Below are 17,207 nucleotides of genomic sequence, written 5' to 3'. Positions count from 1 at the left end.
GTGCGGCGCCGCGTCTCGCGCAGCGCCGCCGCTCAGCCGATGCGCACGAGCTGCGCCTTGTAGTATTCACGCCGGTCGGCATAACTTGCCGTCGCGGCGCGCATGCGGGCGATGTCCGCTTCGCCGATCTCGCGCACCGCCTTGGCGGGCGCGCCGAGAATCAGCGTGTTGTCGGGGAACACCTTGCCCTCGGTGACGATGGCGCCCGCGCCAACCAGACAATTGCGGCCGATTACCGCACCATTCAAGACCACCGCCTGAATTCCGATCAGCGAGCCTTCGCCGACGGTGCAGCCGTGCAGCATCGCCTGATGGCCGACGGTGACGTCGTTCGCGATGGTCAGCGGAAAGCCGGGGTCCGCGTGCAGCACCGCGCCTTCCTGCACGTTGCTGCCGCGTCCGACGACGATCGGCTCGTTGTCGCCGCGCAGCGACGCGCCGGGCCAGACGCTCGCGTTCTCTTCGAGCGTGACCTGGCCGATGATCGTCGCGGTATCGGCGAGGAACACGCTTTCATGGATGGTGGGGGCGTCGTCGCCGAGTTTGTAGATTGCCACGGTGTCTCCTCAGGTCTTCGTCTGGTCTTCGATGGGGAAGGTCGCCGCGCGGCGCTAAAATGCGCGGCTTGCGCCGGCCGGACCGCTATGTGTCTGCTTTGCGCCTTGTGCCTGCGCCGGGATTAACATTTTAGCCGTTTGCGGCGTTTCGCCGCCGAGCGTGCCTTACCGCTTTCATTCAGACGCGCGATGCCGAACGTTCCGACCACTCCTGAATGCGCCCGCCGCAGCGCATTGTCGATACTGCGCGAGATCGATCCCGCCACGAAGGCGGAGCGGGCCCGCGCGCTTTACGAAGCGGCCTGCACGGGCGCGTCGCCGGTCGATTCCGCGCTCGAATTGCCCGATCCCGGCGACTTGCCGGGCCGCCCGGCGCGGCCCGCACTGGTAGAACCGTCGTCGCTCAAGCGGCGGGGCATGCAGTCGGAAGCCGGGCGCGCGGTATTGCTCCACGCGCTCGCGCACATCGAGTTCAACGCGATCAACCTGGCGCTCGACGCCGTCTGGCGGTTTCCGTCGATGCCGGCCGATTTCTATCTCGACTGGTTGAAAGTCGCGGCGGAAGAAGCGCATCACTTTTCGCTCCTGAGCGCGCGACTGGCGGAGTTCGGTCATGCCTACGGCGATTTCCCCGCGCACGACGGCCTCTGGGAAATGGCGCAGCGGACCCGCGCCGACGTGCTCGCGCGCATGGCGCTCGTGCCGCGCACGCTCGAAGCGCGCGGGCTTGACGCTTCCCCGCCGATTCGCAAGCGGCTCGCGCAGGCGGGCGATCACGCGTCCGCCGCGATCCTCGACGTGATCCTGCGCGACGAGATCGGCCACGTGCTGATCGGCAATCGCTGGTTCCGGACGCTGTGCGACGCGGCATCGCTCGACCCGCACACGGCTTACGAGCGGCTCGCCGCGCAGTATCACGCGCCCAAGCTGCGCGGTCCCTTCAACTTCGAAGCCCGTCGCGACGCCGGCTTCGACGAGGCCGAACTTCGCGCGCTCGCCGGACTCGACGGCTCCGCCTAAGCCGCACAGTCGCCGCTATACTCGAACGATCATCCTTTTTTTGATCGAGGCGGGCCATGAAAGAATCGCGCTCCGAGTTCGTCGATGCGCGCGGCGTGCGGCTGCACGTGCGCCGCTGGGGTTCGCCCGACGCGCCCATGCTCTTCATGCTGCACGGCTGGATGGACGTGTCCGCGTCGTTCCAGTTCGTCGTCGACGCGCTCGCCGGCGACTGGCAGGTGCTCGCCCCCGATGCACGCGGGTTCGGCCTGTCCGACTGGCCGGTTGCGCAACGGGGCGGCGGGCATTACTACTTTCCAGACTATTTCGCCGATCTCGACGCGCTGCTCGATCACTACGCGCCTGCCGGCGAAGTCAATCTCGTCGGGCACAGCATGGGCGCGAACGTATCGCTGCACTATGCCGGCGTGCGGCCGGAGCGCGTGCGGCGCGTCGTCGATCTCGAGGGCTTCGGGCTGGCTGCGGCGCGTCCGTCGCAGGCGCCGGGCGCCATCGCGCGGTGGCTCGACGAGTTGCGCATACCGCCGGCGTTGCGCAGTTACGCGACGCTCGATGAAGTCGCCGACCGGCTGATTCGGACGAATCCGCGTCTTCCCCGTTCGCGGGCGCACTTCCTGGCGCAACATTGGTCGCGCCGCGAAGCCGATGGCGCCTACCACCTGCTCGCCGATCCGGCACACAAGCTGCGAAGCCCTGCGCTGTACCGGCTCGACGAAGTGATGGCCGTCTGGTCGCGCGTGCGGGCGAAGGTGCTGCACGTGGAAGCCGAGGCGTCGCCGACGCTCGCGCGGTTCGCCGGCGACATGCCCATCGCCGAATTCAAGACGCGCTTCGCCGCGTTCGCCGACTGGCGCGAGGAAGCAGTGAGCGGCGCGGGGCACATGATCCATCACGATCAGCCCGAGCGCGTCGCGGAATTGATCGCATCGTTCTGCGCGTAGGTCGGCGTCGGCGGCGCCAAGCGCCGTTATGTGCCCTTAACGTAAAATCACGTTTATGAATCCGACCACCATCAACGCCGATCTGCACTGCCATTCCACTGTTTCCGACGGGCGGCTCGCGCCCGCCGAAGTGGCGGCGCGGGCGCATGCGGGCGGCGTCGCGATCTGGTCGCTGACCGACCACGACCAGCTGGGCGGCCAGCGCGAAGCACGCGCGGCGGCCGAGGCGCTCGGCATGCGCTATCTCGCGGGCGTCGAAATTTCGGTGACGTGGGCGGGGCGCACGGTGCATGTCGTCGGCATGAACGTCGACCCGGAAAACGAGGAACTGGCGAACGGCCTCGCCTCGACGCGCAACGGACGCGCGGCGCGCGGCGTGGCGATCGGCGACGCGCTGGCCGCGGTCGGCATTCCGAACGCCTACGAAGGCGCGCTGCGCTATACCGACGACCCCGACATGATCTCGCGCACGCACTTCGCGCGCTTTCTGGTGGACGAGGGCTACGCGCAAAGCACGTCGGACGTGTTCGCGCGCTATCTCGGCGACGGCAAGCCCGGCTTCGTCGGGCATCGCTGGGCGAAGCTCGCCGACGCGGTGAGGTGGATTCGCAACGCGGGCGGGGAGCCGATCATCGCGCATCCGGGGCGCTACGACTACACGCCGGTCGAATTCGCCGCGCTGTTCGACGAGTTCATCGGGCTCGGCGGCAATGCCATTGAAGTCGTGACCGGAAGCCATACGCCGGACCAGTATCGCGAGTACGCGGATGTCGCGCGCCGATACGGCTTCGAAGCGTCGCGCGGCTCGGACTTTCACGCGCCGGGAGAAGGGCGCATCGATCTCGGGCAGCTTCCGCCGCTGCCGCAGGACCTCATCCCTGTCTGGCATCGCTGGCTCTAGCGCGCCGGCTGTGAATCACTGGCGCGCATGCGTCTTGCGTCGCATCATCGCTGACTAGCCCGCGTCCGCGCCGCAGATGTCTCGCGCGAGCGCGTCGAACCGCGAACACGATCGGAACAACAAGGCGTCGCCATGTCCCAATTCTTTCGTATTCATCCGGACAATCCGCAGCCGCGGCTCATCAATCAGGCGGTGCAGATCGTTCGCGACGGCGGCATCGTCGCGCTGCCGACCGATTCGAGCTATGCGCTCGCCTGCCATCTCGACGACAAGGACGCCGTCGAGCGGCTTCGGCGCATTCGCGGCATCGACGACAAGCAATTGCTGTCGCTGCTCGTGCGTGATCTGTCCGAGCTGTCGAATTTCGCGATGGTCGACAACCGGCAATATCGGCTGATCAAGTCGGTAACGCCGGGGCCTTACGTGTTCGTCCTCCAGGCGACGAAGGAAGTGCCGCGCAGGCTGTCGCATCCGTCGCGCAAGACGATCGGCTTGCGGGTGCCGGACCACGCCATCACGCTCGCGCTGCTCGAAGCGCTCGGCGAGCCGCTGCTCGCGTCGACGCTGATCCTGCCGCCCGACAGCGAGCCGCTCAACGACGCCGAGGAAATCCGCGAGCGGCTCGAAAAGCAGATCGAACTCGTGATCGATTCGGGCGCGTGCCCCGCCGAGCCATCGACGGTGATCGATCTGTCCGGCGGCGAGCCGGTGCTCGTGCGCGCCGGACGGGGCAGTCTGGAGCCGTTCGGACTCGCTGCCTAGGCGGTTCGGTCATGGCGCGATTCGTCGTGCCTGGCGGCGTCGCGCTCGCCTGAAGACGGCCCTCCGCTTGATACAATACCGCCCCATGGATCCTTCTCTGATACAAACCATCGCGGTCTACGCGCTCCCGGTGATCTTCGCGATCACGCTGCACGAGGCCGCGCATGGTTATGCCGCGCGTCTGCTCGGCGACAACACGGCTTACGTGCTCGGCCGCGTTTCCATGAACCCGATGCGCCATATCGACCCCATCGGGACCATCGTCATTCCCATCGTGCTGTACTTCGTCACGAACGGCAGTTTCATGTTCGGTTATGCGAAGCCGGTGCCGGTCGCGTTCGGGAACCTGCGCAATCCGCGCTGGGGCAGCCTGTGGGTCGCGGCGGCGGGTCCGGGCAGCAACTTCGTTCAGGCGCTCGTCTGGGGCGTGCTGGCGGTTCTGCTCGCCGCGTTTAACGTCGACGAAGCGTTTCTCACGCGCATGGCCGCGGCGGGCGTCGCCGTGAACCTCGTGCTCGGCGTGCTCAACCTCTTTCCGCTGCCGCCGCTGGACGGCGGGCGCGTGCTGATGGCGCTCTTGCCGGTGCGCGCATCGATTGCATTCGCGAAGCTCGAGCCCTACGGTTTCTTCATCGTGATGGCGCTCGTCGTGACGGGCGTGCTGACGCGCTTCTGGCTGAGTCCGCTCGTGAACGTCGGTTACGCGGCGGTATCGGCCATTCTGAATCCCTTCGCTTCACTATTCCCATAAGATCATGTTCCCTGACCGTATCTTTTCCGGCATGCGGCCCACCGGGTCGCTGCACCTCGGCCACTATCACGGCGTGCTGAAAAACTGGGTGCGGCTGCAGTCCGAATACCCATGCTTCTTCGCGGTCGTCGACTGGCACGCGCTCACGACGCACTACGAGACGCCCGAGGTCATCGAGAAAAACGTCTGGGAAGTGCTGATCGACTGGCTGGCATCGGGCATCGACCCGGCGCAGGCGACGCTCTTCATCCAGAGCCGTGTGCCCGAGCATGCGGAACTGTCGCTCCTGCTCGGCATGGGCACGCCGCTCGGCTGGCTGGAACGCGTGCCGACCTACAAGGAGCAGATCGAGAAGCTGAAGGAAAAGGATCTCTCGACCTACGGCTTCCTCGGCTACCCGGTGCTGATGGCGGCGGACATTCTGCTGTATCGCGCGTCGCTCGTGCCGGTCGGTGAAGATCAGGTGCCGCACGTCGAAATGACGCGTGAAATCGCACGCCGCTTCAATAACCTCTACGGCAAGGAGCCGGATTTCGAGGAAAAGGCGCTCGATGCCGCGAAGAAGCTCGGCGGCAAGCGCTCGAAGCTGTATCACGAGTTGCGCGTCGCGTATCAGCAGGAAGGCGATGCCGAAGCGCTGGAACAAGCCCGCGCGATGCTGCAGGAATCGCAAAGCCTGTCGATGAGCGATCGCGAGCGTCTGTTCGGCTATCTGGAAGGCGCGCGCAAGATCATTCTCGTCGAGCCGCAGGTGCTGTTGACGGAAGCGTCGCGCATGCCGGGTCTCGACGGCCAGAAGATGTCGAAGTCGTACGGCAATACCATCGGCTTGCGCGAGGATGCGGAGACCATCACGAAAAAGGTCCGCACGATGCCGACCGATCCGGCGCGCGTGCGCCGCAACGATCCGGGCGATCCCGACAAGTGTCCGGTGTGGCAACTGCATCAGGTCTACTCGGACGAAGCCACGCACGAGTGGGTGCAGAAGGGCTGCCGCAGCGCCGGCATCGGTTGCCTCGACTGCAAGCAGCCGGTGATCGAAGGCATCCTGCGCGAACAGCAGCCGATGCTCGAACGCGCTCAGAAATACATGGACGATCCGTCGCTGCTTCGCGCGATCGTCGCCGATGGCTGCGACAAGGCGCGCAAGTTCGCGACCGAGACGATGCGCGACGTGCGCGAGGCGATGGGCCTCTCGTACAACTGATGGAAGCCGGCATTCCGAGCGCATGGGTCACGCGCTGGGCGCATCTCGTCGCGCCCGGTGCGCCGGTGCTCGATGTCGCAGCGGGCGGCGGGCGTCATGCGCGCTGGTTTGCGGCGCGCGGTCATGCGGTCCTCGCCGTGGATCGCGATGCCGATGCGCTCGAGTCGATGTCCGCCTGCGAGGGCATCGAGACGCTCGCGGCGGATATCGAAGGCGCGCCCTGGCCGGTTTCCGCCGATCGCCGGTTCGCTGCGGTCGTCGTAACGCACTATCTGCATCGGCCGCTGTTCGCGCACATGATCGACAGCGTCGCACCGGGCGGCATCCTGATCTACGAGACCTTCGCCGTCGGCAACGGGACGATTGGCAAGCCGTCCAATCCCGCGTTTCTGCTCGAGCCCGGCGAACTGCTGGAAGCGGTGCGGGGCCGGCTTCGTGTGATCGCTTATGAAGACGGTTTCGTCCAGACGCCGCGTGCTGCCTACGTGCAGCGAATTTGCGCGGTCCATGAAGTCGAGGCAGCTATGGACCGGCTCACGGTTGGTAACACACCCCCGGGTCCGCCGCGTTACGATTTGGCGGGCTAATCCGCTACAATCGCGTAATATCGCTTTTTGCGATTAAATTCACGATTAAATTCATAGAGTTTCATGACAAACGGAACTAGCAGCGGAACTAGCAGCGGAACTAGCAGCGGAACTAGCAGCGGAACTAGCGGCGGAGCTAGCGGCAGCAACGGCGGCATCCAGATCCGTGGCAGCATTCCTGCCATCGTCACGCCGATGCACGAGGACGGCAGCCTGGATCTGCCGGCGTTTCGAAAGCTGATCGACTGGCACGTCGAGCAGGGGTCGAACGGGCTCGTCGTCGTGGGAACGAGCGGCGAATCGGCGACGCTGTCGGTGGAAGAGCACGTGCTGATGGTGCAGACCGCGGTCGAGCACACCGCGAAGCGCATTCCGATCATCGCGGGCGCGGGCGCCAATTCGACGGCCGAAGCCATCGAGCTCTCCAGGCAGGCCAAAAAGGTCGGCGCCGACGCCACGCTGCAGGTGGTCCCGTATTACAACAAGCCGACGCAGGAAGGCATGTTCCGCCATTTCAGCGCGATCGCTGAAGCTGTCGACCTGCCCGTGATTCTCTATAACGTGCCGGGCCGCACCGTGGCCGACATGAGCAACGAGACCATTCTGCGTCTCGCGCAAGTGCCGGGCATCATCGGCGTGAAGGAAGCGACCGGAAATATCGATCGCGCCGCGTATCTCATCAAGCATGCGCCGGCGAATTTCGCGATCCTGAGCGGCGACGATCCCACGGCCATCGCGCTGATGCTGCTCGGCGGCCACGGCAACATCTCGGTAACGGCGAACGTCGCACCGAAGCAGATGAGCGATCTCTGCCGCGCGGCGCTCGAAGGCGACGCGGTCACCGCCCGCCGCATCCACCTGAGCCTGCTCGAACTGCACAAGCAGTTGTTCTGCGAATCGAACCCCATTCCGGCGAAGTGGGCGCTGCAGGCGCTCGGCCGCATGGAAGGCGGCATTCGCCTGCCGCTCACGCCGCTCGATGCGCGCTACCACGACGTCGTGCGCGGCGCGCTGCGCGACGCCGGGCTTCTCGGCTGATCGAGTGCTCGGGCGCGCGTCGCGACAGGCAATGAATCGAACGTGACCGCGCCGCACCGGATCGAGATGAAGCCGAGCCATTCACCCATTGCCATCCATTGGCCTCGATGACCCGCGCATGACCCCGCGCGGGAACCGACGCGGGCAATGCGTATCCAGCCGTTATCTGCAGCAAAGAAGGACCTCATGAAACATTCCGCTCTTCTCACCCGAGCCAAACGCCTGAGCGTGCTGTCGCTGGGCGCCGGCGTCCTTTTCTCGCTTGCGGGCTGCGAAACGCTGAACGACTGGCTCGCGCCCGACCGCGTCAACTACAAGGCGGCCGAGACCGCGCCCGCGCTCAACGTGCCGTCCGATCTCAGCACGGCCGACATCAGCCAGCGCTACGCGGCGCCGCCGCCCATCAACACGCTCGGCGGCGCGACGCAGCGCAACACCACGCCGGCCGGCAACCTGACGCTCGGCGTGCCGACCGCGCAGGACCCGTACGGCATGCACGTCGAAAGCGATGGCGATCGCCGCTGGCTCGTCGTCGATGGCCGCACGCCGGATCAAATCTGGCCGCAACTGCAGGAGTTCTGGACGGAGAACGGCTTCACGCTGAAGACCGATTCCGCGCAGACCGGCATCATGGCGACCGACTGGGCCGAAAATCGCGCGAACATTCCGGACGACTGGTTCAGGAAGAGCGTCGGCAAGCTGCTCGACTTCGCCTACTCGTCGGGCACGCGCGACATGTTCCGCACGCAGGTGGATCGCGCAGCGGACGGGTCGACGGACATTTCCGTCACGCATAGCGCGATGGAGGAAGTGCTGACGGGCCAGGACAAGACATCGTCGCGCTGGGAGACACGGCCGCGCAATCCGGCGCTCGAGGCCGCTTTCCTCGCGAAGATGATGCAGAAGTTCGGCCTCACCGAAGACCAGTCGAAGCAACTGATTGCGCAGGCGCGTCCGGCGGGCGCGAAGGTGGCGGTCGAGCAGACGGCGGGTGCATCGACGCTCGATCTCGCGGAGCCGTTCGATCGCGCATGGCTGCGCGTGGGCCTCGCGCTGGATCGCACCAATTTCACGGTCGACAATCGCGATCGCGAGAAGGGCATCTACTACGTGCATTATTCGGACTCCATGGCGGAGCTGAAGAAGGAAGGTCTCTTCGGCAAGCTCTTTTCCAGCAACACGCCGAAGCCCACGCGCCAGTTCCTCGTGAACGTGCGTCCGAAGGCCGATGCCGTGACGCAGGTCGCCGTCGTCGATGCGAACGGCCAGCTGGACAACTCGTCCGATGCGCAGCGCATCGTGTCCCTGCTGCACGCGCAGTTGAACTAGGCGGGCGGCGCGAGCGATTGTGAGATTCGCCAGTCTCGGCAGCGGTAGTGAAGGCAATGCGCTGCTCGTGGAATCGACGAGCGGCGCGACCACCACGCGCGTGCTGCTCGATTGCGGTTTTTCCGCGAAGGAAGTCGAGCGTCGGTTGCTTCGGCTCGGAACCAGCGCCGAGCATCTCGACGCCATCCTCATCACGCATGAACATACGGACCACATCGGCAGTGCGCTGACTTTGGCGCGCAAGTGGTCCATTCCCGTTCACATGAGCTGGGGCACCGCGCGCGCGGTCGGTGCGGACGAAGGCAAGGTCGACCTGCGCGTGGTATGGGGCGACGAAAGCGTCGCTATCGGCGATGTCAGCGTGTTGCCCTATACCGTTCCCCACGACGCCCGCGAACCTTTGCAATACGTCTTCTCCGATGGCGCAAGCCGCTTAGGCGTGCTGACGGACGTCGGTGTCGCGACACCGCATATCACGAGCGTGCTGAGCGGTTGCGACGCGCTCGTGCTCGAATCGAATCACGACCTTGCGATGCTTTCCGCGAGCCGTTACCCGGCATCGCTGAAGGCGCGCATCGGCGGGACGCACGGGCATCTGAACAACGATGCGGCCGCGGCAATCCTGGCATCGCTGGATCGTTCGAAGCTGCGTCATCTCGTCGCCGCGCATCTTAGTCAGCAAAACAATCTGCCTCATCTTGCGCAGGCTGCGCTTGCTGCAGTGCTGGATGCATCGGCGCCGGATGTCGTGGTGGCGACGCAAGCCGATGGCTTCGACTGGCTGTCGCTGTGAGGTGAGCGAAACGCTAGAAGCGTGCATCGACGAGGCACGACGACACCGCGTCAAGAAACAAAAAAACCGGCCCAAGAGCCGGTTTTTTTGTTTCAGGCCGCCATGAGCGGCCTGTGCCAGGCTCGAGGCGCTGGCGTAAGTGCCTGATGGCCTTACTGGCTTGCGCCCGATGCCGGAGCAGCAGCCGAAGCAGCAGCGTCCGAAGCCGCGCCAGCAGCCGAAGCTGCGTCGCTTGCAGCGGCCGAAGCGCTCGATGCAGCAGCGTTAGCGTCCGAAGCGGCAGCAGCCGGAGCCGAAGCAGCCGACGTATCGCTTGCAGCGCTCGGAGCAGCCGTATCGCTAGACTTGTTGCATGCAGCCAGAGCAACAGCAGCCAACAGGGATGCTACGAGGAGGGATTTCTTCATGATCACGTCCTTTTATGGTTAAAGGTAAGCAACAGCGCAAAGTACCGGTAATGTGTGCTCCAACACCGACCTGGGCCGCTGTGGAGCCTCACAATTCTTTTTGGTGTGAGACTTACTACGGCTTGGCCGGAAATTATAGGCACTTTCGTAACGACCGTCGATAAATGAGGGGCCGGTACGTTGTCTTTCTCATACAAATTTTCGTATTGCGGAACAGCAAAACCACGGCTTTGATAGAACTCGCCAGCGCTTTCACGTCAAGCGTTTCAGGCCGATGACTCCGTCTGAATCCAGCCCGCACGATACCACTCGTGCAGCAGGGATGTCATTGCCAAATCGCCTGTAAGTGTTACAAAGCGTTTCGCCTCCATTCGCCGGGAATCAGCGAGTTCTGGCAGCCACTTTTTCGCCTTTGCGGATAACGCGGCGGCCTCGCCATTAACGAAATACGAGTGCGTGTTGTAGAGCAAAATCGTCTTTCTATCTAGCCTGACACCCGTCTTTTTCGCGCGCTCAACAAATTTTTGCCCATTCAGCGCACGAACCGGCGGATCGAATACCACATTGGCTTTCGGCTCGCTCAGATAACTGCCTAAAAACTCGGCGATATCCTTATCAGTCCAACTGACGTTTGCAAGGATCGCGCCAACCCGTTCGACGAGCAGCGAGGGCAACGCGGCCGGCGTATCGACGGGCGGTTGGGCCGGATCACGATAACGCGCATCCGCTTTGCCCGGCGTCTTGTCGCTGGTGCGCTCCGCAAGGTGATACAGGAACTGCGCCGTCAGTTCATGCGCCGATGGCGCGCGAAAGCCGATGGAGCACGTCATGCATTCGCCCTCGGCGATACCGTCGTGCGCGATGTGCGGCGGCAGATACAACATGTCGCCGGGCTCCAGCACCCATTCTTCCTCCGCCTCGAAGTGCTGTAAAACTTTCAACGGCAGGCCGGGTTTTAGCGAGAGGTCGCGCTGCGCGCCGATACGCCAGCGGCGCTTGCCATGCACCTGCAGCAAAAAGACATCATAGGAGTCGAAGTGAGGACCGACGCCGCCGCCATCGGTCGCGTAGGAGATCATGAGATCGTCGAGACGCGCGTCGGGGATGAATCGAAAGCGGTTCATCAACGCGTGCGCACGTTCGTCATGCAGGTTCACGCCTTGCACGAGCAGCGTCCACTCGCGCTTCTTCACGGATGGCAGTTCATCGGGCGCGAACGGTCCATGCTCCAGATTCCACGTATTGCGGAAATGCGTGATAAGGCGCGATTCGACGTCGTCGGAATCGGCGAGTTCGAAGAGTTCTTCGCGAGCGAGCGGGGCCGACATGCCGGGGATCGCCTGGCGAATCAGCAGCGGTTTTTTCTGCCAGTAGCGCCGCATGAACTGCCGCGGCGTACGGTTGCCCAACAGGGGCGACACTTCGTCCGGAAGCGGCGCACGCGCGGGTTCGTTATGGTTGTCGGGAGGCAAAGGAGTAACGTCTGAGGGCCGCTGACGCATCGTATAATCGAGGCTTGTATCTTGGAGGATTCAATGAAAATTGCGAAAGACACTGTCGTTTCGGTCGCGTACAAGCTATCGGATGCGCAAGGCAATCTGATCGAGGAAAGCGACGAGCCGATGGTCTATCTGCACGGCGGCTATGATGGCACGTTCCCCAAGATCGAGGAAGCGCTGGACGGCCGCGAGCCCGGCTATGAAACACTGATTCAGCTCGAACCGCAGGATGCATTCGGCGAATACGATCCCGAACTCGTGAAGATCGAAGAGCGCAGCCGCTTTCCCGAGCCGCTCGAAGTGGGCATGCAGTTCGAAGGCACGCCGGAAGATAGCGACGACGAACTGGATACGCTCATCTATACCGTGACGGACGTCGCCGAAGACAAGGTGGTGCTCGACGGCAATCATCCGCTGGCGGGCATGGCGTTGCGTTTTGCGTTGTCGGTGCAGGAAGTGCGAACGGCGACCGAAGATGAAATCGAGCATCAGCATGCGCACGGTGCGGACGGCCTGCATATCGCGGACGAAGACGAAGACGACGACGAAGCCGAGCCGCGCAAGGACTCGGGTCCGACGCTGCATTGAGCGGCCATCGGGCGTAGCGGGCGGTAGTTGAAAAAGCGCAGCGAGAGGCTGCGCTTTTTTATTGTGCGCGACCGTTCGTGTTCACCGTCCCGCCCGGCGGCACGCTGGATGCCGGCGTGGGCAGTATCGGCGGAAGCGCCTGCGGCGGCGTCAGAATCGGCGGCAGACCGGAGGCTGGCTGAATGAGCGATGGCGCGGGCGGCAGCGCGTCGGGCAAGTCGTGATGCAGCGGCGCGGCCGGTCCCGACGCGGGCGCGGAATATGGCGCGCCGTACGAGTCGGCTTGCGGCTCGACGGGCTCGCGCTTGCGGGCGTCGGTCGCACCGTGCGGATCGCGCGCGCTTCGAACGTCACGCACGTCCCGCACACGCAAGCGAAAGGGCGGCCGCCATCCCGCATCGGTCGACACTTCGAGCCATTGCGATTGCGGCTTCTTCAACGCAAGCGCGACGCGCGTCAGGTTCGTCACCGTCAGGCCCTTGTCGTTGCGCAGCGGCTGATCGATATGAAAGCCGTTCGGCTCCGGCGCCTCGGTGCGATGAATCACGATGACCGGCCCGCGAAACGTCTCCGCTGCCTTCACGAGGCTGCGCTTGAGCTCCAGAAAGCCGTCACGCGGCGGCATCGTGCGCGAGAAGCGCAGCCACGCGAAGCGGTCGCGCCGCTCGTAACGTGCGAAGTCGGGATCGCCCTGAAGGAGGATGACGAGCGCGCGCAGCCCCGAGCGTCGTGCCGATTCCGCAGCATGTTCGAGCCAGAATGTCGTCGCGACGGCGCGGTCTTCGAATTCGCCGTTGCGCCCGCCTGCGGTCAGGTAATGATTGTTCGGGCTCGGCGCGTTGAGGCCGATGAACGCCACGCCTTGCGTCTGCCATCGCACCATTTCACGAAACGGGCGAAAGCGCGCGACGTCGCTCTCACGCGATAAAGCGAGCGGCTGCTGTCCGAGCGAATTTGCATCCGTGAAAAAAAGCTGGCGCACGAAATCGAGACGCTCGACGGGATCATAAGCGCCGGTATGCGTGAGGCCGCAGTCGGCCCAGTCGTGTTGTCCGAGCAGCAGCACGAGGGGCGCGCGCGAGCCGTCGAGCAGATCGCGGCGCGACTGGTATACACTGTCGCGGCAAGCCTCCGTGCTGCCTTTCACATTGCCGTCATAGACGATGAACGCGATATCGCGATCGCGCCCGATTGCGTCGAGCATCTGGCGTACGGGCGCTTCGTCGGCGGGACGGGCGAGCGCATCCGCGATGACGGCGAACGTCAGCGGATCGCCTTCTTGCGGATACGCGGCAGGACATGCGGCGGCCAGCACCGCCGCCACGACGGCATGCACCGTCGCGCTCACGACGCCCGACCGTCCGGCGATGGACCGGCCGACGCGCTTATCGCGACGCGTCCGGCGCGGAAGTCGCCAGTTCATGCAGTTCGTAGAGCAAATCGAGTGCGTCGCGTGGACGCAGGTCGTTCGGATCGACCGCGCGCAGCTTTTCGAGCGCGGGATGTTCCGGCGCATCCGCCTCGACGGGCTCGTTCGGCGCGTCTTCGAACGCATAAGGCGGGCTCGCGAAGAGGTCGAACTGTGCGGTCGGCTGGCCGATCGACTGCTGCTCGAGGTGCACGAGGTGCTTGCGCGCCGCGCGGATCACCGCGGCCGGCACGCCCGCGAGTTGCGCGACCTGCAGGCCGTAGCTCTGATTCGCCGGGCCTTCGCTGACGGCGTGCAGGAACACGATGCCATGATCGTGCTCCACCGCCGACAGATGCACGTTCGCCGCCTGCGCGAACTCCGAAGGCAATTGCGTGAGTTCGAAGTAGTGCGTGGCGAAGAGCGTATAGCAGTGATTGTGCGACAGCAGATGCCGCGCGATGGCCCACGCGAGCGCGAGGCCGTCGAACGTGGACGTGCCGCGTCCGATCTCGTCCATGAGCACGAGGCTCGACGCCGTCGCATCGTTCAGGATGGCGGCCGCTTCGGTCATCTCGACCATGAACGTGGAGCGGCCGCCTGCGAGATCGTCCGCTGCGCCGATGCGCGTGAAGATGCGATCCAGCTTGCCGAAGCGCGCGCGCTTGGCCGGCACATAGCTGCCGACATACGCCATCAGCGCGATCAGCGCGGTCTGCCGCATGAATGTGGATTTACCGCCCATGTTCGGGCCGGTGATGAGCAACAGCTTGCGCTCGTCGCTCAGGCAGCAGTCGTTCGCGATGAACTGCTCCACCTGCGCCTCGACGACCGGATGCCGTCCCTGTTCGATATCGATGCCGGCATCGGCGGCGAACTCCGGCGCGACCCAGTCGAGCGCGCGGGCGCGCTCGGCGAAGGCTGCGAGCAAGTCCAGTTCGGCGAGCGCGCCCGCGACGCGCTGGCAATCCGCGATGAACGGCAACAGGTTCTGCAAAAGCGCATCGTAAAGCGCGCGTTCGCGGGCGAGCGCGCGCTCCTGCGCGGACAGCGCCTTGTCTTCGAACGCTTTCAGTTCGGGCGTGATATAGCGTTCGGCGTTCTTGAGCGTCTGACGGCGGCGATAGTCGTCCGGCACTTTGTCCGTCTGACCGCGCGTGACTTCGATATAGAAGCCGTGCACCTTGTTGTATTCGACCCGCAGATTGGCGATCCCGGTGCGCGTGCGCTCGCGCGTTTCCAGATCGATCAGGAATTGATCGCAGTTCTCCGAAATATCGCGCAGTTCGTCGAGATCGGCATCGTAGCCGCGCGCGATCACGCCGCCGTCGCGGATCAGCGCAGCCGGTTCCGGGGCGATGGCGCTCGCGAGCAGATGCAGGCATTCGCCCGGCGGTTCGAGCGCCGCGCCGATGCGCGTGAGCGCAGCCGTCTGCGCAGGCAGCGCCGCGACGATGCGCTGAAGATCGGGCAGGGCGGCAAACGTGTCGCGCAGGCTCGAAAGATCGCGCGGACGCGCCGACAGCAGCGCGAGCCGCCCGGTGATGCGCTCGATGTCGGAAATCTTTCGCAGCGCGGTGCGCAAGGCGTCGAGACCGGTTGACGACGGCGCATCGAGCAGCGCGCCGATCGCGTGCTGACGTGCCCCGGCAATGGACGCATCGCGCGGCGGGTGATGCAGCCAGTGCCGCAAGAGGCGGCTGCCCATCGTCGTCGCGCAGGTATCGAGCAGCGAACACAGCGTGGGCGATTCCGTGCCGCGCAGCGTCTCCGTCAGTTCGAGATTGCGCCGCGTTGCAGGGTCGAGCCCGATGTACTCCGATTCATACTCGACCTTCAGGCTGCGCACATGGCGCAACTGCTGGCCTTGCGTCGCCGCCGCGTAGAGCAGCAGCGCGCCGGCCGCGCCGCACGCGCAGGTGAGCGATTCGCCGCCGAAGCCGTCGAGGCTCGCGACATCGAGCTGTTCGCGAAGACGCGCGGCGCCCGAGCCGACGTCGAAGTGCCACGCCGGCACGCGCGTCGTGGCCGCGAGCGTGGCGACGCCGAAGTTCGCCTGCACGTCGGCGACCGTATCGGCGATGAGCGTCTCCGACGGACGGATGCGCTCGAGCGCCGCCGCCACCTGCTCGGGCGCGACTTCCGCGAGCCGCAGCGCACCGCTCGCGAGATTGAGCCACGCGAGACCGACGTTCGTCACCACGCCGCGACGGTTATGCGCGGGGCAGAGCGCGAGCAGATAGACATCGCTTTTGTCGGAGAGCAGGGCGGCGTCGGTCAGCGTGCCGGGCGTCACGACGCGCACGACCTTGCGCTCGACCGGTCCCTTCGACGTGGCCGGATCGCCGATCTGTTCGACGATCGCGACCGATTCGCCGAGCTTCACCAGCTTGGCCAGATACTGCTCGCACGAATGATGCGGCACGCCCGCCATGCGAATGGGATTGCCGCCCGATGCGCCGCGCTGCGTGAGCGTGAGGTCGAGCAGGCGCGCGGCTTTCTCGGCATCGTCGAAAAAAAAGCTCGTAGAAATCGCCCATGCGATAGAACACGAGCGTGCCGGGATGATCCGCCTTGATGCGAAGATACTGCTGCATCATCGGCGTGTGCTGGGAGAAATCCGCGGGAAGCGCGGCTGCGGCCGATGCCGCAGGAGAGTCGGGAGTTGCCGTGTGATTGCCCATCTTGCGTGCGGTAAAAGCGAATGGACCGAAACGCAACGCGCGTTCAGCCGCGAGTCAGCCGCGGTTCAGCCAATGAGCAAGAGTTTAACCTGTCGGGGTTGGGCGAAGGAGACGGCCGGAAGGCATAGGCCGGATCGCGCAATGGAAAGGGGCCATCGCGCGATGGCCCCCGTGTCTGCCTGCCGGCGTCAGTGCGCTCAGGCGCGGCCCGCCAGAAAGCCGATCAACAGCGCGAGGCCCGCGACCGCGCCGAGCGTGTGCCACGGCTTGTCGTGCACGAAGTCATCGGCGTAACCGGCTGCATCGCCGAAGCGGCCGGAAATGGCCGAACCCGCGCCGTCCATCTGCGAGCGCGCGTACTTCAGCTTCGATTGCAACTGCTTGCGCAGCTTGTCGGCGTCGATGTCCTTCGCGCTGTGCAGCGAATCTTCCAGCTCATCGAGGAAGCTGCGCAACTGGTCGCTGGCCGAATCGACGACATCGCTCGCCCCGCGCACCGCGCGCTGGCCGACGTCGGCTGCGCCGGTGATTTTGCTATCGAGCGTCGAACGTGTGAACAATCCCATTTTCATGCTCCTTTATTGACGTGCCGAAGAATGGCAGCGTGCCTGCTTCGGCCGCGCTGCCTGCGCATCATGCGCTGATCCATTTTCTCTCGTTGACTGCTCTTACGACTTCGACTCGTCCGCCATCGTTCCCTCCCTCTGTCGCGATTCCGGGCGGCCTGAGGCGATG

Annotated in this window: 16 protein-coding genes and 1 pseudogene; 11 read left to right on the top strand and 6 right to left on the bottom strand. The window is 64.9% G+C overall.

Annotated features, from left to right (window positions below; all coding sequences use genetic code 11):
* Nucleotides 1-32 precede the first annotated feature (32 nt).
* On the bottom strand, nt 33-557 hold the full coding sequence (locus P9255_RS14040) for a gamma carbonic anhydrase family protein (protein WP_309764546.1): 525 nt from the start codon (nt 555-557) through the stop codon (nt 33-35).
* Nucleotides 558-746: 189 nt separating this feature from the next.
* On the opposite strand from P9255_RS14040, the gene P9255_RS14035 reads away from it, so the two are divergent.
* From P9255_RS14035 to P9255_RS13990, 10 genes are all read left to right on the top strand, one after another.
* The gene (locus P9255_RS14035) at nt 747-1,577 is read left to right on the top strand and encodes a ferritin-like domain-containing protein (protein ID WP_309789860.1); all 831 of its coding nucleotides are present in this window, start codon (nt 747-749) and stop codon (nt 1,575-1,577) included.
* Nucleotides 1,578-1,633: 56 nt separating this feature from the next.
* Nucleotides 1,634-2,518 (top strand): alpha/beta hydrolase, encoded by an 885-nt coding sequence (locus P9255_RS14030; RefSeq protein ID WP_309789859.1) that lies wholly within the window; start codon nt 1,634-1,636, stop codon nt 2,516-2,518.
* Between the two features lie 70 nt (nt 2,519-2,588).
* Complete coding sequence (locus P9255_RS14025; protein WP_309790751.1) at nt 2,589-3,419, top strand: 3',5'-nucleoside bisphosphate phosphatase; 831 nt, start codon at nt 2,589-2,591, stop codon at nt 3,417-3,419.
* A 132-nt stretch (nt 3,420-3,551) separates the two neighbouring features.
* Complete coding sequence (locus P9255_RS14020) at nt 3,552-4,181, top strand: L-threonylcarbamoyladenylate synthase (RefSeq protein ID WP_309764550.1); 630 nt, start codon at nt 3,552-3,554, stop codon at nt 4,179-4,181.
* 85 nt (nt 4,182-4,266) lie between these two features.
* On the top strand, nt 4,267-4,932 hold the full coding sequence (locus P9255_RS14015; RefSeq protein ID WP_309789858.1) for a site-2 protease family protein: 666 nt from the start codon (nt 4,267-4,269) through the stop codon (nt 4,930-4,932).
* Between the two features lie 4 nt (nt 4,933-4,936).
* A complete protein-coding gene (locus P9255_RS14010) occupies nt 4,937-6,139 on the top strand; it encodes a tryptophan--tRNA ligase (RefSeq protein WP_309764552.1) in 1,203 nt (400 codons plus the stop codon).
* Nucleotides 6,139-6,726 carry a class I SAM-dependent methyltransferase gene (locus tag P9255_RS14005; RefSeq protein ID WP_309789857.1) on the top strand — a complete coding sequence of 196 codons (588 nt, stop codon included), beginning with the start codon at nt 6,139-6,141 and terminating at the stop codon, nt 6,724-6,726. Before P9255_RS14010 ends, P9255_RS14005 begins: the two co-directional genes overlap by 1 nt.
* Nucleotides 6,727-6,789: 63 nt before the next feature.
* Nucleotides 6,790-7,764, top strand: coding sequence for a 4-hydroxy-tetrahydrodipicolinate synthase (dapA, locus tag P9255_RS14000; protein WP_309789856.1), 975 nt, complete (start codon nt 6,790-6,792; stop codon nt 7,762-7,764).
* Nucleotides 7,765-7,950: 186 nt separating this feature from the next.
* Nucleotides 7,951-9,093, top strand: a complete 1,143-nt coding sequence (gene bamC, locus P9255_RS13995) for an outer membrane protein assembly factor BamC (protein ID WP_309764555.1) — start codon at nt 7,951-7,953, stop codon at nt 9,091-9,093.
* A 19-nt stretch (nt 9,094-9,112) separates the two neighbouring features.
* Entirely contained in the window at nt 9,113-9,886 is a 774-nt protein-coding gene (locus P9255_RS13990) for an MBL fold metallo-hydrolase (protein ID WP_309789855.1), read from the top strand.
* A gap of 152 nt (nt 9,887-10,038) precedes the next feature.
* Here the strand turns inward: P9255_RS13990 and P9255_RS13985 are convergent, their stop codons facing one another.
* Nucleotides 10,039-10,293: a hypothetical protein gene (locus tag P9255_RS13985; RefSeq protein ID WP_084592983.1), complete on the bottom strand. Its 255-nt coding sequence runs from the start codon at nt 10,291-10,293 to the stop codon at nt 10,039-10,041.
* A gap of 266 nt (nt 10,294-10,559) precedes the next feature.
* Nucleotides 10,560-11,795 carry a cupin domain-containing protein gene (locus P9255_RS13980; protein WP_309789854.1) on the bottom strand — a complete coding sequence of 412 codons (1,236 nt, stop codon included), beginning with the start codon at nt 11,793-11,795 and terminating at the stop codon, nt 10,560-10,562.
* A gap of 33 nt (nt 11,796-11,828) precedes the next feature.
* On the opposite strand from P9255_RS13980, the gene P9255_RS13975 reads away from it, so the two are divergent.
* A complete protein-coding gene (locus P9255_RS13975) occupies nt 11,829-12,380 on the top strand; it encodes a peptidylprolyl isomerase (protein ID WP_309764558.1) in 552 nt (183 codons plus the stop codon).
* 58 nt (nt 12,381-12,438) lie between these two features.
* Here P9255_RS13975 and P9255_RS13970 read toward each other — a convergent pair whose 3' ends face one another.
* The 3 genes and pseudogenes from P9255_RS13970 to P9255_RS13960 all read right to left on the bottom strand — a co-directional run bounded on the left by P9255_RS13970 (nt 12,439) and on the right by P9255_RS13960 (nt 17,038).
* On the bottom strand, nt 12,439-13,803 hold the full coding sequence (locus P9255_RS13970) for a hypothetical protein (protein WP_309789853.1): 1,365 nt from the start codon (nt 13,801-13,803) through the stop codon (nt 12,439-12,441).
* A pseudogene (mutS, locus tag P9255_RS13965) lies at nt 13,766-16,388 on the bottom strand (DNA mismatch repair protein MutS). The gene P9255_RS13970 and the pseudogene mutS overlap by 38 nt, the downstream one beginning before the upstream one ends.
* Nucleotides 16,389-16,669: 281 nt before the next feature.
* Nucleotides 16,670-17,038, bottom strand: a complete 369-nt coding sequence (locus P9255_RS13960; RefSeq protein WP_309789852.1) for a glycine zipper domain-containing protein — start codon at nt 17,036-17,038, stop codon at nt 16,670-16,672.
* Nucleotides 17,039-17,207 lie beyond the last annotated feature (169 nt).

This window comes from Caballeronia sp. LZ019 (assembly GCF_031450825.1).
Classification (GTDB): domain Bacteria; phylum Pseudomonadota; class Gammaproteobacteria; order Burkholderiales; family Burkholderiaceae; genus Caballeronia.
The sequence above is the reverse complement of the archived record's forward strand: the minus strand, read 5'-3'. Positions and strand labels throughout refer to the sequence as shown.

What these genes read in the sequence shown, in the direction of transcription:
- bamC (WP_309764555.1), top strand. Translation starts at nt 7,951, where the DNA reads ATGAAACATTCCGCTCTTCTCACCCGAGCCAAACGCCTGAGCGTGCTG.
- P9255_RS13980 (WP_309789854.1), bottom strand. Translation starts at nt 11,795, where the DNA reads ATGCGTCAGCGGCCCTCAGACGTTACTCCTTTGCCTCCCGACAACCAT.
- P9255_RS13975 (WP_309764558.1), top strand. Translation starts at nt 11,829, where the DNA reads ATGAAAATTGCGAAAGACACTGTCGTTTCGGTCGCGTACAAGCTATCG.
- P9255_RS13960 (WP_309789852.1), bottom strand. Translation starts at nt 17,038, where the DNA reads ATGGGATTGTTCACACGTTCGACGCTCGATAGCAAAATCACCGGCGCA.
- P9255_RS14020 (WP_309764550.1), top strand. Translation starts at nt 3,552, where the DNA reads ATGTCCCAATTCTTTCGTATTCATCCGGACAATCCGCAGCCGCGGCTC.
- P9255_RS14015 (WP_309789858.1), top strand. Translation starts at nt 4,267, where the DNA reads ATGGATCCTTCTCTGATACAAACCATCGCGGTCTACGCGCTCCCGGTG.
- P9255_RS14005 (WP_309789857.1), top strand. Translation starts at nt 6,139, where the DNA reads ATGGAAGCCGGCATTCCGAGCGCATGGGTCACGCGCTGGGCGCATCTC.
- dapA (WP_309789856.1), top strand. Translation starts at nt 6,790, where the DNA reads ATGACAAACGGAACTAGCAGCGGAACTAGCAGCGGAACTAGCAGCGGA.
- P9255_RS14010 (WP_309764552.1), top strand. Translation starts at nt 4,937, where the DNA reads ATGTTCCCTGACCGTATCTTTTCCGGCATGCGGCCCACCGGGTCGCTG.
- P9255_RS13970 (WP_309789853.1), bottom strand. Translation starts at nt 13,803, where the DNA reads ATGAACTGGCGACTTCCGCGCCGGACGCGTCGCGATAAGCGCGTCGGC.
- P9255_RS14035 (WP_309789860.1), top strand. Translation starts at nt 747, where the DNA reads ATGCCGAACGTTCCGACCACTCCTGAATGCGCCCGCCGCAGCGCATTG.
- P9255_RS13985 (WP_084592983.1), bottom strand. Translation starts at nt 10,293, where the DNA reads ATGAAGAAATCCCTCCTCGTAGCATCCCTGTTGGCTGCTGTTGCTCTG.
- P9255_RS14030 (WP_309789859.1), top strand. Translation starts at nt 1,634, where the DNA reads ATGAAAGAATCGCGCTCCGAGTTCGTCGATGCGCGCGGCGTGCGGCTG.